The 14,978-nt window shown below is 37.4% G+C and carries 16 protein-coding genes; 3 read left to right on the top strand and 13 right to left on the bottom strand.

All coding sequences use genetic code 11. From position 1 onward, the window contains the following. Positions 1–200 precede the first annotated feature (200 nt). Positions 201–1,490: a globin-coupled sensor protein gene (locus NSQ84_RS14140; RefSeq protein WP_327856412.1), complete on the top strand. Its 1,290-nt coding sequence runs from the start codon at positions 201–203 to the stop codon at positions 1,488–1,490. 372 nt (positions 1,491–1,862) lie between these two features. Here NSQ84_RS14140 and NSQ84_RS14135 read toward each other — a convergent pair whose 3' ends face one another. The 7 genes from NSQ84_RS14135 to NSQ84_RS14105 form a co-directional block, all read right to left on the bottom strand. After that, entirely contained in the window at positions 1,863–2,567 is a 705-nt protein-coding gene (locus NSQ84_RS14135; RefSeq protein WP_063387277.1) for an ABC transporter ATP-binding protein, read from the bottom strand. Further along, on the bottom strand, positions 2,560–3,315 hold the full coding sequence (locus NSQ84_RS14130) for an ABC transporter ATP-binding protein (RefSeq protein ID WP_063387278.1): 756 nt from the start codon (positions 3,313–3,315) through the stop codon (positions 2,560–2,562). Before NSQ84_RS14130 ends, NSQ84_RS14135 begins: the two co-directional genes overlap by 8 nt. Next, positions 3,312–4,304: a branched-chain amino acid ABC transporter permease gene (locus NSQ84_RS14125; RefSeq protein ID WP_327856411.1), complete on the bottom strand. Its 993-nt coding sequence runs from the start codon at positions 4,302–4,304 to the stop codon at positions 3,312–3,314. The genes NSQ84_RS14130 and NSQ84_RS14125 overlap by 4 nt, the downstream gene beginning before the upstream one ends. Further along, on the bottom strand, positions 4,305–5,165 hold the full coding sequence (locus NSQ84_RS14120) for a branched-chain amino acid ABC transporter permease (protein ID WP_094246385.1): 861 nt from the start codon (positions 5,163–5,165) through the stop codon (positions 4,305–4,307). It abuts the gene before it with no gap. An 89-nt stretch (positions 5,166–5,254) separates the two neighbouring features. Further along, positions 5,255–6,466, bottom strand: a complete 1,212-nt coding sequence (locus tag NSQ84_RS14115; protein WP_327873884.1) for an ABC transporter substrate-binding protein — start codon at positions 6,464–6,466, stop codon at positions 5,255–5,257. Between the two features lie 395 nt (positions 6,467–6,861). Continuing rightward, complete coding sequence (locus tag NSQ84_RS14110) at positions 6,862–8,127, bottom strand: MFS transporter (RefSeq protein ID WP_327856409.1); 1,266 nt, start codon at positions 8,125–8,127, stop codon at positions 6,862–6,864. Positions 8,128–8,162: 35 nt separating this feature from the next. Beyond that, a complete protein-coding gene (locus tag NSQ84_RS14105; RefSeq protein WP_063387282.1) occupies positions 8,163–8,780 on the bottom strand; it encodes an isochorismatase family cysteine hydrolase in 618 nt (205 codons plus the stop codon). Positions 8,781–9,020: 240 nt separating this feature from the next. Here NSQ84_RS14105 and NSQ84_RS14100 point away from each other — a divergent pair, with 240 nt between their 5' ends. Beyond that, entirely contained in the window at positions 9,021–9,968 is a 948-nt protein-coding gene (locus NSQ84_RS14100; protein WP_063387283.1) for a LysR family transcriptional regulator, read from the top strand. Between the two features lie 91 nt (positions 9,969–10,059). On the opposite strand, the gene NSQ84_RS14095 is transcribed toward NSQ84_RS14100, so the two are convergent. Together NSQ84_RS14095 and NSQ84_RS14090 are read right to left on the bottom strand one after the other, a co-directional pair. Continuing rightward, the gene (locus tag NSQ84_RS14095) at positions 10,060–10,266 is read right to left on the bottom strand and encodes a DUF1657 domain-containing protein (protein WP_063387284.1); all 207 of its coding nucleotides are present in this window, start codon (positions 10,264–10,266) and stop codon (positions 10,060–10,062) included. 75 nt (positions 10,267–10,341) lie between these two features. After that, positions 10,342–10,557 carry an alpha/beta-type small acid-soluble spore protein gene (locus tag NSQ84_RS14090; protein WP_063387285.1) on the bottom strand — a complete coding sequence of 72 codons (216 nt, stop codon included), beginning with the start codon at positions 10,555–10,557 and terminating at the stop codon, positions 10,342–10,344. A 249-nt stretch (positions 10,558–10,806) separates the two neighbouring features. Between NSQ84_RS14090 and NSQ84_RS14085 the strand changes: the two genes are divergently transcribed. Then, positions 10,807–11,052, top strand: a complete 246-nt coding sequence (locus NSQ84_RS14085; protein WP_327873883.1) for a hypothetical protein — start codon at positions 10,807–10,809, stop codon at positions 11,050–11,052. A gap of 83 nt (positions 11,053–11,135) precedes the next feature. Here the strand turns inward: NSQ84_RS14085 and NSQ84_RS14080 are convergent, their stop codons facing one another. The 4 genes from NSQ84_RS14080 to NSQ84_RS14065 all read right to left on the bottom strand — a co-directional run bounded on the left by NSQ84_RS14080 (position 11,136) and on the right by NSQ84_RS14065 (position 14,938). Further along, on the bottom strand, positions 11,136–11,333 hold the full coding sequence (locus tag NSQ84_RS14080) for a hypothetical protein (protein WP_063387287.1): 198 nt from the start codon (positions 11,331–11,333) through the stop codon (positions 11,136–11,138). A gap of 126 nt (positions 11,334–11,459) precedes the next feature. Beyond that, a complete protein-coding gene (locus NSQ84_RS14075) occupies positions 11,460–12,503 on the bottom strand; it encodes a YheC/YheD family protein (RefSeq protein ID WP_165381968.1) in 1,044 nt (347 codons plus the stop codon). Then, on the bottom strand, positions 12,493–13,845 hold the full coding sequence (locus NSQ84_RS14070; RefSeq protein WP_130158445.1) for a YheC/YheD family protein: 1,353 nt from the start codon (positions 13,843–13,845) through the stop codon (positions 12,493–12,495). The genes NSQ84_RS14075 and NSQ84_RS14070 overlap by 11 nt, the downstream gene beginning before the upstream one ends. Beyond that, the gene (locus tag NSQ84_RS14065; protein ID WP_066248962.1) at positions 13,829–14,938 is read right to left on the bottom strand and encodes a YheC/YheD family protein; all 1,110 of its coding nucleotides are present in this window, start codon (positions 14,936–14,938) and stop codon (positions 13,829–13,831) included. Before NSQ84_RS14065 ends, NSQ84_RS14070 begins: the two co-directional genes overlap by 17 nt. Between the last annotated feature and the right edge of the window lie 40 nt (positions 14,939–14,978).

The raw sequence follows: 14,978 nt of genomic DNA, 5'->3' as shown, positions 1-14,978 counted from the left end.
ACTATTTATAATCGCCTTTAAACATGTTTTTCGTCAACAGTAATCTTTAGTTTTATAGAAAATATTTCATTTTCGAATATTGAATGTAACGAATTTGAATAAATTTTAAAAATTAATTGAAAAAATTGTTGATCATCTATTTTTAATTGCCGATATATACAATGGACACTAATAATGAATTTTGAAGGGGAAATCAACCAATGTTTAAAAAAAGAAAACAAGTTCCATCACTTTTTGAAAAACAAGTAGATCTTCAACAAGTAAAACTTGAAGTGACTGATGAAAAATATCAAAGACAATTAGCGATGGTTGGCCTGACAAAGGATGATCTTATTTGTACTCTTATATTAAAAGATGCGATTGAAGAAAACATAAAGTTTATTATCGATGCATTTTATGATGCTCTCCATCAAGAACAATTTTTGATTGACATAATTAATAAATACAGCTCGATCGAAAAGCAGAAGGAAAGATTGAAAAAACATGTGCTGCTTATGTTTAGCGGATCCTTGACAGATGAAGATATAACAAGAATGAAGCGGATTGCTGTAGCTCACGTCCGCATTGGATTAGATACGATTTGGTACATGAGTTCATTCCAGCAATTACAGAAATCTATTTTTTCCGTTGTTGCGAAAGCGTGTCCATCGAAGGAAGATTATCATAAAGCGGTGGTCACCATTGCAAAAATGTTAAACTTTGAACAGCAAATTGTGCTGGAAGCATATAATGAGGAGTATTTAAAAAGACGGCAAAAAATCGAAAAGGAAAAACAGGAGCTTCATGAAAACATCGCCCAAACCTCCATTCGTCTTGCTGATCTTATTGAATCAGCCAATTCAGCTATACAAAAAATTAACGAACGATCCAAACAATTTGCCTTAATTGCAGTTGATCGTTTTGAAACAGCGGCATCAACCGAAGCAGAGGTCAGTTCAAGGAGAGAAGACTTGAATTTTCACTCCGGTTTAATGGTCAATATAAAAGAACGGACTGATGATATTGCTTTAAAAATAAAGTCGCTTGAACAAACTTCTGAAAAAATTAATCATGTCGTCTCGATTGTTACTTCTATTGCTGAACAAACTAACTTGCTGGCTTTAAATGCCGCAATTGAATCAGCGCGCGCAGGGGAATACGGGAAAGGATTCGCTGTTGTTGCTAGTGAAGTGAGAAAGCTGGCGGAAGAAACAAAAAATTCCGTGCTTGGCGTTTCCAATTTAATTGAGGAAATCAGAGCGAAAATTAACGATACCGCTTCATCTATTGTGGAAGTAACAGAGCTTACAGGCAATGGTTCGCAAAGAATGAAAGAGATGAACCAATTCTTCGACAATATTTTGTATGCCTTCGACAAAAATAAAGAACAAACTGAAAAGACGAAAAATGAACTCGAAAACTTTGCTGAAATCATTGATGATATAACAAATTTCATTGCGCAAATCAATGAGACTTCAGAACATTTAAAAAAGCTGGCCAATCATATATAAATTCTTTTTCAGACGCTCGAGCCCCATCATTCCGAACTTAGGAGAGATGGGGTTTTTATTGGTACTGAACCATAAAATAGATAGATGAAAAGGAGGGCGGCCGGGAGATGTTTGCGTCATAAATCACCATACCGCCTGTACCGTCGGCAAATCCGCTTGTTGCAAATGTTTTTCCTTCTTTTTCTGGATGAATCACAAAAAAGCTGAACAAGTTCTTTGGTTCTGTACAAATTTAATGTACGAGGATCTAAAAAAATTGTTTACGCAGTTCTAACATCGTTATCGTTTTGCTTAGAGATTAAAAAATAAGGATATATGCTCATATATTGAACATATATCCTCATATTCTTCCAAATGTTATGTGGTGTTTTTCTATACCCCAAGATATTTATGTTGTATTTCATTATTTCTCATTAATTCATCTGGACTGCCCTGCCATACAATAGTACCTTTGTTCATAATTAAAATTTCATCTGCTACTTTGCATGCGAGTGATATATTTTGCTCAACCATTAAGATCGAAAGTCCTTCCTGCTTCAGTTTTACAACTATATCGCCGACCTGATCGATAATGACAGGGGCTAATCCTTCCGATGGTTCATCCATTAATAAAAAGCTGGGATTTGTCATCAAAGCTCTTCCGATTGCAAGCATCTGCTGTTGTCCGCCTGAAAGCTCAGTACCCATATTTTTTTCTCTTTCTTTTAAAACAGGAAATAATTCATATACCCTTTCCAAATCCCAATTATTATTTCGGTCTATTAAATTTTTACGGGCAGCCATTGTCAAGTTTTCACGAATGGTAAGAGAAGGGAAAATCCGCCTTCCTTGTGGAACGAATCCAATTCCAAGGCACGAAATTTGATGAGGCAACAGGTTATTCAGCTGCCGTTCCTTAAATTGAATTTTTCCCCTCCGCGGTTTAAGCAGCCCGGCAATCGTATGAATCGTTGTTGATTTACCTGCTCCATTTCTCCCAAGAAGAGCAACACATTTCTTGCTTGGAACTGAAAATGAAACACCTTGAAGAATATGACTCGTTCCGTAGTAAGAATGGACATTTTGAAGCTCAAGCATGAGCTTTTGCACCTCCCCCAAAGTAAATTTTCCTTACTTCTTCATTGTTTCGAACTTCTTCGGGAGTGCCGCTTAATATCACTTCTCCGTGATGAAGAACAGTAATTCTGTCAGCAATGGAAAATACAACATCCATATCATGTTCAATAATTAGTATAGATACTGTCCGAGGAAGCTTTTGAATCATTTCAGCTGTCTGTGCAGTTTCTGCTGGAGACATTCCTGATGTCGGTTCATCCAAAAGCAAGATCTTCGGTTTAGACGCCATCGCTAGCAAAATCTCAAGAAGCCGCTGCTCTCCATAGGAAAGATTGTTCACCTTGACATTTCTGCGTGTAGAAATCTCCCATTGTGCAAGGATTTCATCTGTTTCTTTTTTGAGGTCGATATGCTTTGTCAACGCATGAAACATTTGGTAGCGATATCGTTTCGTTGCTGTTAAAGCAAGATGAAGATTTTCTTCGACTGTCAAATTTCCGAACAAGTTGTTTTTTTGAAACGTTCGCGACATTCCTAAATGAACCAATTTACTGGAAGGCATATTGCTTATTTCTTGCCCTTCCAAAAATATTTTTCCTGAGTCAATTGGCAGGACATTTGTAATACAATTAAAAAGAGTTGTTTTCCCCGCACCGTTAGGGCCGATGATAACATGGCGTTCTCCTGGCTGAACTTCCAATGATACGTTTTGAAGAACTTGTAATGTTTTGAATGATTTGTTTATATTTTCTACTTTTAATATACTCAATTGACTACCTCCTCTTTTTCAACATGCTGCGGAGCGTAATCATCGCTATTTTTTCGTTTTTTATAAAAAATCTTAGATTTCAATAAAGCAAACCAATGGATAATTCCACCTTTGCCAACCAGCACAAGAATCACTAACAGGGCTCCCATTATAATTGGCCACCGTTCTGTGTACGTGCTGATAAAGTTCTGTAAAAAAATGAATAGGCCAGCTCCGATTGCCGGACCAATCAGTGTACCAACTCCTCCAATTATTACCATCATCATAACTTGACCCGAAAACATCCAACTCGATACATCTGGGCTTACAAAAAGGTTGTAAAATCCGTATAAAGATCCTGCAAATCCTGCTAGGGCTCCGGAAAATGTATATGTTAAAAGCTTATAAATGCGTACATCGTACCCCAATGCACTCATTCGTGCTTCGTTTTCCATTATTCCTTTGACAACTTTACCGACTGGAGATTCAACAAAAAATCTAAGCAGTAAATAAACAATAATAAAAGCTGCTGCCATTACGGAATAAATCCCTATAGGACTGACAATTTCGCCAAAACCGAGATTCAAAGGAGCGGAAACTTTCATGCCGTCTGCTCCGCCAGTCCATTGCTTTAATTGCCAAGCCAGAGCAAACAGCAATTGTCCGAAAGCAAGAGTAATCATTAAAAAGTAAAATTTCGAAGTGCGTATAAATATCGCGCCAGTAACTAATGCAAGAAGACCAGATAAGCAGATAGAAAAAAATAGTAACAAGTAGGAATTTGGAATATGCGGTCCGAGAAGTGCCACGGTATAGGCTCCAATTCCGAAAAATCCTGCATGACCTAGTGAAACCATTCCTGCATACCCCATTATTAAACCAAGACTCATGGCAAAAATAGCCATAATGAAGATTTCGGAAACAAGATCGATCCCATACACACTTAAAACGAAGGGCAGAACGAAAGCAATAAGCAGAAATACAATGAAAATTAGAATATTCTTTTTCAACTATGCCACCTCCCTTCCAAATAGCCCTTGAGGACGGATAATTAATACTACAACCATGAGAAGAAATACGATTAGCATTGATAATGAAGGAAACCAAATCTTGCCGAAGGTCTCAATCAATCCGATGAGAATTGCACCAATGAAAGAGCCTTTCCACGAACCTAAGCCGCCGATCACTACAACAATTAATGATGTAACGAGAATGTCTGATTCCATACCTGTATACATCCCGATTAACGGTCCTCCTAATACTCCGCTCAACGCAGCTAGTCCTGCACCGAAAGCAAAAACTCCAGTAAATACGACCCCAACATTTATTCCAAGAGCTGAAACCATTGCCCTGTCATCCACACCTGCACGAATAATCGCGCCGATTCTAGTTTTGCTCTCAAAATACCAAAGAAGCAGCGCTAGCAGACAGCCAATTAAAACAACAAACAACCGATAAAAAGGGAAAACCATCGGTCCAATGGAGATCGACGAATCGAGCAAAGCAGGGACAGCCATCGTTTGAGGCTCTGTACCCCAAATCCACTTTGCGGTATCCGCAATAACGAAGGCTAAACCAAATGTGAGCAGCACCTGCTCAAGCTCTTTTCCATAAATTTGTCGAATAAATAATTTTTCAATAATAATCCCGATCACAGCCGTAACAGCAACTGATAACAATAAAGCAATCCAAAAACTGAATTGTTGATTCATAAAGGTAAAGGCCATATAGGATCCAAGTAAAAATAATGTACCGTGCGCCAAGTTAACAATATTCATAACTCCTAAAATAATCGTCAACCCTGCTGCTATCATAAAATACAGCATCCCATACGCTAATCCCGTTAATAGCTGTACAGAAAATATAGACAATGACAAAACGATCCCCCACTTTCTCAATTTATGAAACGACAAATTGGGACTGGAGAACTTTGCCCCAGATCCCAATCCGGTTACATGGACTAATTTGCAGGAGCTTTTTCAGGCATCGTTACTTTTTCGACTGTCTCCAGTACTTCAGGGACAATTTGATTATCCTTTTTTGTGTTCTTTGCGATGTAGAAATTCTGTATTGGGTTGTTCGTTTTTGGATCAATCGTAATTGGTCCGCGTGGGCTGTCAAAGGAAATCCCTTTAAGGACTTTTATTAAATCCTCTGCATTTGTGCTTCCTGCTTCTTTAATCGCTATATCTATGACTTTTGCGGAGTCATAGCCTCCCACTGAAAAAGTGTTTGGCAGCTTTCCGTATTTTTCCTGATATGCCTCTACAAACTTTTTGTTTTCATCATTTTCTAGCCAAGGCGAGTACAGGATGCCAGAAATGATTCCTTCTGCTGCTTCACCAGTAGGTTCGAGGATCAGTTGATCGCCAAATTCCATTGGACCTGACAGCGGAATTTTTCCCTTTAAGCCAAAATCATTGTATTGCTGAACAAACCGAATTCCATCGCTGCCTGCCATGAATGTAAAAACTAGTTCAGGCTTTACTTGGGCTACATCAGTAAGATACGTTGCGAAATCATTCGTTCCTAATTTAGGGTATATTTCTTTTACTACCTTACCGCCAGCAGCTTCAAAAGCTTCTTTAAAAGCGGAAACAACTTCCTTTCCTGCAGGGTAGTCGGGTGCAATCGCTACCGCTGTTTTTCCAACATTTTTTGCTAAATATTCTCCAGCACTGCTGCCATTTTGCCAGTTGGAAAATGACAGGCGGTAAATGTAATCGCTTTTTTTGCTCCAGGAAAGATCGTTTCCGGCAGCATTGGCATCAATTAATATAATTTTGTCTTTCTCCACCTCGTCTCTCAATGCGTAAGCGACTGCTGAAGAAATTGGTCCAACAAGTATATCTACTTTTTCATTCTTGACTAATTGGCGATATTTCCTTAAAGCAACTTGCGGGTTTGCTTCATCATCTTCAAATTTTATTTCCACCTTTTTTCCGCCCAACTTGTTATCATTTTCTTCAAGATAAAGGTTAAATCCGTTTTTAATGCTTTCCGCAAGCGGAGCGAATGTTCCAGTTGAAGAAAGGATGACGCCAATTTTGATTGTATCTTTTTCACCGCTGGAATTAGACTTGCTATTGCTTACAGCCGATCCTGAACAACCTGATAAAATCAACATTATAGTAATAAAAAGAACACTCAAAAATTTACCTTTTCCCACCATTTTATACCCCCCTAAAAGCATTAGTTAAACGCTTTCATTTTTTGGATTGCAAGGTTAAAAAGCTTTTCCCTCCCTTATTTATATTTTTAATATTCCAAATTTTTTTATTATTGTTTTTTATATTATTGCTTGCAGATTGTCTTCACAACATCGTTGTTTCAGAATGTGCAACGAATGAATAATTTTTATAATTTTAAAATAAACAGCTGTCCAGAAAGATGATTCTTATCGCACTTAGCAAATTTATAAATTCCTAATGTGACTATGACTGTTTCGGTTAAAGCAGAAGCTGTTTATTCGGATTAAAATTGTTTATATGAAAAACACGCGAAAAGAGCTATACATCCCAATTTTACTGAATTGCTCCTTAACAACTTATCTCCCTATATCGAAAATTAAATGGAAACAGCATTTCCTTTTTTTACTTTAGTGGGCGCAGTTTCTTTTATAAAACAAACAATGCCGAGACATACTATTAAGCCTCCAAGAGCAAGGAGAAGCGTTTTCTCGATGCCATAATTTTGCGCAATGAACCCGCTTAATGCCGGCATCACTCCGCCGCCAAAAATCTCGCCGATCCCAATAGGAATACCCGCTGCAGAAGCAGCAAGAGAAGGCGGCACTGACTCAACCGGTACAGGACCTGCCATTAAGCATAAACTTCCAAAGGCAAGCAATGCTAATATAAACAGAAGCATAAACAGTAAAACGGGTTGAGCGCCGATGTTCATGAAAATAAGGAGAACAATTATTGCTAAAATGAAAGCTGCAATCAAAGTTGTTTTTCTTCCGAGCAAGTCAGAAATCCCCGGAAGGATTAATTGCCCCAGGAATCCACCGAACCCAATTCCTGAAATCACAAAGCCCATTTGAGCAACAGAAAAATGTAAATAATCTGTAAAATAGTTAGGCAGCATCGCGCTTAAAACAAAAACACAGCACATGATTCCAATCAATCCGATCATAGATAAGTTGACATTGCGAGAACGAAAGATCTTGATCCAAGGCGTCCGTTCCGTTTTTCCCATTTCTGACAACTGGCTTTTGTCAAGACTGTTTGACATTACATGATCTGGTTCACGAATTGTGCGATGCAACAAATAAGCAACGATCAATCCGGGAACAGCTACAACAGCAAATACCCAGTGCCATGAAGGAACAATGCCTAACAATTGAGTAGCAATAATTGGGCCTAAACCTAGACCAAATAGAGCAAATGTACTTTGCTGAACCCCCATATTAAACCCTCTTCTTTTCGGATGAGAGGCTTCAGCTGTTGCCGCAACACTAACCGAACAAAATGCACCTTCAAAAACACCCATGGCAGCTCTTATAAACAGTAAACTCATCAATCCGGCAGCTAAGCCTGTAAAGCCAACTAATAACGAAAAAATAATCATAGCGGGTACTAAAATAACACGTCTTCCGACTTTGTCTGATACACCGCCCATAATAATGGAAAACAAACCCCAGAAAACTCCCGTGATCGCGACAATGATGCCTAAATCTTGATAGTTTAAATTTAGATCATTCATCATTACTGGGAATAGAGGACTAATGATCCATCTATCTAGTCCTACAAGTCCAAAACCAATGGCGAGAAGAGGAACAGACTTTTTTTCATATGACCGATCCCATTTATTCAACATGTTTTCTCGCATATTCACTCCAACTCCCTAAATGTATTAATTGATATCTAATTTTTTTCGATTTGTTGAATAAGCTCTTCTGTTGACATAACTCGTCCAAAAACTTTATCGATAACAGTTAATGTTGCCTGATGAGAAGCATCGTCAAATCCGCCGCAGGCATCCCCGACAAAGACTACTTTGAAATCACGCATAAAAGCGCTTCTAGCTGTACTTTCGCAGCAGACGTTCGTAACTGTTCCTGTAATAATGACAGTATCCACTATTCCTGCTCCTCGGATGTTCCGTATAATAGTTTCCAATTGTGTATTGTAAAAAGCGTCATATCTATGTTTTTGGATGGTTATTTCGCTTGGAAGCGGTTTCAATTCATCGACCACTTGTACACCTAGTGTACCGCTTCGCATTCCTTCTTTCTTTAGCCAAGGCTGGTAAGCAACTTCTAATGGAGATACTTCATATTCGTCGAAAAGCACATGTGTCGTGAAAATGACCGGTATATGATGTTGGCGGCATGAATCAAGAATTTTTTTCATATTCGGCAAATTGCGGCGTGCCATTGGAACTTCCATGATGGCGCCTTCTTTGACAAAATCATTTTGCATATCAATCACAAGAAGAACAGCTTTATTTTTATTGAAATTCCATGCAATAAAATTTTCCATAGAAATCCCTCCATAATATTTTTATTGTTTTGAATTTTAAATATTTAAAGATATCCTAGTTTAAAAAAAGAAGCATTCACCATTCTTTTTTTAATTTTGTGAATATTGCTATAATTTTTGATATAGTATAGCATGGATTGATTATATGATGGATATAGAAGTTTTTTATAGCCATTTTATTATTTATTTCATCACTGCAACATATTTGTTAAGAAAACGGTTTCGTTGGAGGAGGTTAGCATGGATTTTGAAAGCTTATATTCTTTTTTAATGGTTGCTCGAACGAAAAGTATTTCTAAAGCGGCGAAACAAATGCATGTGACACAACCTACACTTAGTGCGCGCATTCGAAAACTTGAAGAGGGTCTCGGTTTCTCTTTGATTGAACGAAACTGGGAAGGAGTAAGGTTAACTGAAAAAGGGAGATATTTTTTGCCTTATGTTGCTCAATTTTTGCAAGATTTTAGTAACGCTTTAACTGTGTGTCATGAATTTAAGGTATCCTATAAAGAGGTTATTGATATAAAAAAAATATATATTGGAATTGATTCCTGGCTTGTCCCTCTTTTTGTTCAACACATTTTGGCTGAATTTCAATATGATCCTGAGATCGAGTTTAAAATTTTGTCGCTGCCAACAGAGACCATTATTACACTAATTGAAAATGAAGCTGTAATGATCGGAATTTTTTATACTGAAGAGCAAAAAAGCGTTTTTAATAGTCTACCGCTAATCGAAGACGAGATGGTTCTTCTTTACTGTTCTAACAATAGTTTTAAGATCGAAAATGATTTATCGAACATTTCTTTATTAAAAAACAAACCGTTTTTGCTTTTTGATAATCCAGTACTTGTTTATCACAGCAACATTACGTCCCAAATCATTCAGCAGCTTGAGATCGCGAAGTTTCACATAATTGATGATATGAATGTTATGATCAATCTTGTCGCTGGCGATTATGGTTATACGATTATTCCAAAATCGAGCATAACTCAATTTTTTGATCAAATTCATCAGGGAAGGATTCCGGTTCGGCTGGTTGACATAGGTACTAATAAAATACCTAAGATCCACATTCAAATCGCATATTTGAAAGCGAACGGTGCCTCAATTCCTGTAGAAAAAATTTCTTATAATGTGTACAGGCGTGTTGTTGATTTTAAACAGACAATGAAGAAAAATGAATGAAGATGAAGTCTAGAAAGAAAGAGGAATCTGAATTGGAAGGGTTCAAGAACAAAATGGGAAATATCAGGAGAGTGAATGGTCCCCTCCTGATTTATAGCTGTTTAAATTGCGGCTCTTCGTTTTGAATGTAATTTAGCCTCGCTTTTAAATGGTCAAGCACTTCCTGTTGTTGTTTTGCAAGGTTTTGGTATAACTGCTTAGCTTGTTGATCTTCTGTTTCCAGTGCGAAGCTATGTAAGTTTGCAACCGCACTTTCACAGCTTGAAATAGTTTCCATCAATTTTGTACCAACTGTCATTTGAAAAACCTCCTTATTCTCAAATAAAAGGAGACACGGGTAGTGCCTCCATAGCCATGAATATAAATTTTTTAGTTATTGTTGTTGGAAACCGCCAATTTGTTGTTGAGCAAGTGCAACTAAACGCTTTGTGATTTCTCCACCAACAGATCCATTGGCACGGGAAGTTGTGTCTGGTCCGAGATTTACACCGAATTCTGTTGCGATTTCGTATTTCATTTGTTCAAGCGCTTGTTGTGCACCAGGAACTAAAAGTTGGTTAGAGTTGTTGCTTCGGTTTTGTTGAGCCATAATTTTCAACTCCTTGTGAATTTTTTTTTGGCTGGGTTAGCTGGAGTTGCACCAGCGTGAATCAAAAGATTCACTGCCAAACTCGGCTTAACCCACCGGGATGTATGCTGTTCATTAAGTAGTATGAGTAGGATGTAAAAATCTATTCGAAATGAGAAATGGTAATTTCTGTTTTGTGTCGTTACTCTGTAAATCAGACTAGAAAGGGAACATTATACATAAATCAACAACAAATAAAGGAGTTTTCATATGCGAGCTTGTCCGTTATGCAATGGATTTCAGCAACTTCATAAGTATTGTTCCAAATGCGGAGGCATTTTATTGGATGCAGGGAAAATTACTGACTATTTAGATGACTACAGTGCTTATATGGAAATGGACTTGATGAAGCTTTTAGATGGAAAAAGAGATTCACTAAAAAATTATCAATGCATACATCTTTTATATTGCAGTCAATGCCATGAAGGAGAGCATGCAATCATTCAGGAAACATAACGAAAGGGGCTTTTAAGCTTTAAGCTCTGAATTCTTTTACAGCTAAAATTTAAAAAGCCTGATGTGTTTTTCAAACATCAGGCTTACTTTCCGTTATTTTTCTCTATGTCAAAAGGCGGTTCTTCTTCCTCGAGGTCTCTTGCTTCTTCAATATTGGTCGCATTGTAACGGTAGTGAACAGATCCTCCTGAAAGACCTTCATTAATCATTCTGTCAATGTCCATAAACGATTGATCACGACCTTCATATAGCGAATCTTTTACTTCCTTATCCTTATCCATAACCGTATTACCCTCCTTATTCACTGGAATTATTCATTAGGTTGCTCAGGAAAAGGTAAAATTATAAAAAGAATGTATGATATCATGGATGATTACAAAAATTTGTGGCTTGTGCATCCGTTTTTATCAAGTTTTTTTGGAATCGATTTGATTTTTTGCTAAATGATGGAACAATTTGCTTAGCTGGACAATTCCGTTTTGGAATATGTCTTTTTCATCGAACACCATCGGTTTCGAATTAACCTCATAAATAAAAATATTTCCTTTTGTATCAATTCCAGCATCAATAGAAAATTCCCCAATGAATTGAAAACATTGAGAGAGTGTGCTGCCAATTTCATGGCAAATAGTTTCCAGTTTTTTTGTATCGACACGGTTTTTGACAAAGGAGAAGGGAAGGATAGTGCCTCCATGTACTACATGTGTTGTAATGTTTTTAGATGCGCGCACGCCAATTCCCGAAATAACATATTGGTTTTGACTGTAATGAACGAGAATGCGCAAGTCGTATTTCTGATTGTTAATCTGATCGGAGACGATCTCCTGCTGCATCATATACGGCTCGTTTAAAATGAAATGTTTTATTTCTTTCCAAATATTTTCCAATGGAGATTCATTTTTTATAGAATTTACCGTTTTGATAATGTAGTTATGTTTGGATTCGGCTGTTATTTTAATGATTCCTTTCCCTTGGCTTTGTCCAACAGGCTTTAAATAAACGGAGGGGTATTTTTCAAAAAATGTATAAAAATCTTGTTTCGATGTTACTAATTGCGATTCAGGTATGACAGGAAGAAGGTGCTTATTTTTTTGCAAACAAGTAATGACATCCCATTTATTAAAAAAATGTCTGTTGAAATATGGGATGTTTTTTTTGTTTAAAGAGCGGAAAACGAAATCTGTTTTTTGAACTGTATCGCGAAACGGATAGCGATTATAGACAACATCTGGATATAGAAACTTTTTTTTCAACCAGCGATTTTCGTTCGGTTCATATATATAGCCGACGATCGATTTTTCTTTCATGCCAGAAGGTGTAAAAACAAAGCTTGAACTGTGCTGCTCAGCCAAATGTCTTTGTATAGCTTTAAATAACGAAATGTTTCCATAAAAAGAACCGCTTCGATCGTTATCACCAGCTAAAATTCCGACGAGCATTTCATGGGGCATCATAGATCTCCTCAGTTGAAATTGTTTTTTTCATTAAATATTCGGCATATTGGAATGGAAAGCGCAATGTTTGCCGGTCTTCTTGCTGCAAATCTTTATGCATAAAAATGGAGCGGCCAGGCTTCGAGTTCGCTTCAAATAGCCATATGTTCCCGTTATTGTCGATGCCGAAATCAAAACCGATTTCTCCGATTTCACCGTCCATTTTGCGATCAATCGCCTTGCTAATAGAAAGGGCCGCGGTGGAAAGTGAACGGTAAATGTCCTCTTTATTCAGCGGCAATGATAATTCATGCAAAGATTTTATTGTTCCTCCGTTTTTTACGTGTGTTGTAGGATTTCCCTTTCCCGCCAATTTCGCAGCGATTGCACTGACAAGCCAGATTCCGTTTTCGTTCTTGTTTGTGTGCACGCGGAAATCGACAGGATTTCCACTCGAGTGGAGAAGAGAAATGCCTTGTTGAGCAATATATTGATCTAATGATCGCTGTGTAAAAAAATGCTGCAAAAAGCCTTCAATAGAAGAGGACAGCTTCAACTGGCCTTTTCCGTTCTCATCATAATAGCAGCAAAGAATTGATCCATTTTTCCGATTTTTCACCAGCTTAAATATTCCTAGGCCAAGGCTTCCGTTTTCAGGTTTTAAATAAATCGTTTGAAAGCGGTTAATCAGCTGTTCAATTGTTTTTATGGACGGAGCATGATATGTCTCCGGCAAGTAATGCCTTACTGTTTCATCTTTGGATAAAATATGATGGACATCCCATTTGTTGAAAAAGCCTGAGTTGAAAAGCGGAATTGAGCGCATAAATAAGTTTTTTTTCGCAGACTGAAAGTAGTCTGAGTTTTCTACCTTCCGATTTGGAAGACGATCATAGATGACATTTGGAAATGGAACGGTTATTTTTACCCATCCGGATTCATTGAATGTATAGCCTTCAATCATCTCTAAATCCCAATGAATTTGATGTATCCCAAATACAAAACAAAAAGCGCCTGTTGAACAGCCGTTGACCACTAATTTTGAAAAAAATATCGATCTGTCGCCCAATGGGCGCAAAAGGGATTTATAAAAACCTGCTGTGAAAATGCCGACAACGGGGCCTAAAAATAGCGTTTCACTATGGACTAAAGCTTTGATCCTAATATTTTTAGGTAAAAGCAGAGATTCGGCAATATCTTTTGAAATATAAATGCTTTGGCTGTCTTCGTCATGGAGAATAGAACGGCACGCTATTTTCCGTTTGCCGAAAGAGATCGCTTCGATCGTTACATGGGAAAAAGAGCTAGGAAGCAATACGGTTTGGTTTAGGTGGTCTGCCTGTTTAATTTGATAAATCATTTATTTCCACCCCGGTTTGTAGAGAATGTTGCAAGTAGCGGGCATAGCGGACAGGAGCTTCGTACAGAACTGTTTTTCTCGCAGGATCTGTTTTTAAAACGACATTTCTCCCTGGTTTAGAATTAATATCTAAAATCCATATCGTTTCATTTTGCAAATCAATGCCGATGTCCACACCAAGCTCAAATAAAGGAGCAAAATTTTTTTCAATTTTTTGCGGAAGATGGTGAGCAAGCTGTTCGATTTGGTTATAAATATGGTTCAATCGCTGCCTTGGAATATCTTTTTCCCATTGTTCAAGGGAAACGACAGAACCGCCTTTTGACAAGTTGGATACATACGTATGTTTTTGACCGATTCGAATTCCTTTTCCTTGCATAATCCATTGACCGAACTCGTTTTTTTGAAATAAAATGCGCAAGTCAAATGGACGCTGCTGTTTGTCCTTTAAAGGGAGCAATCGTTGAAGAATGTATGAGTCAACTTGTCTCTTCGCAAGAAATGGTTTCAATTGATTGAAATGTTTCAAACGGACGATCCTTTGATTCGCTCCAATGAAAAAGTATAGAAATAGCGTCTCCTTTTCCTTTTTAATTACAAGCACTCCTTTTCCTGAACTGCCGTGAATTGGTTTTAAGATACATTCCTCATATGATTGCAAAAATGTATAAACTTGATCGGGATGATGGAAATATTCTGTTTCAGGAAGATATTGATAAATGAATGGATCAGTTTTTAATGTTTTATATTGTTTCCATTTATCTGGGAATCCGTAGCCTAGAAAAGAAACATTTTGTTGTATTTTTAATTTTTGAACGGCTTTTTTGTTTTGAATGGAAGCAGCATCTTTGCCATAAAAACAGCGGTCATAAATATAATGTGGAAGCTGAAAAGTACTTCGCTCCCATTTATTAGATGTCAAATTGAATGTAAATCCCGTTAACGTCCCATTTGCAAATTGTACGTCCAACGGGCGAAACATAATACATTTCATATTCAATTTTTTTGCCGCTTTTGAAATATTTTTAAAATAGGCTGCTTCATGAAAATATTTATTGACTAAAAATCCGAAAGACAAAAGAGGTTCTGCCACAAATATCCGCCTGCCTCCGTTTATCTATATTTACCCAATT

It is taken from the genome of Aeribacillus sp. FSL K6-3256 (genome assembly GCF_037965805.1).
Lineage (GTDB): Bacteria > Bacillota > Bacilli > Bacillales > Aeribacillaceae > Aeribacillus > Aeribacillus composti.
Note: the sequence above shows the minus strand (reverse complement) of the source record. Positions and strands in the feature narration are given on the sequence as shown.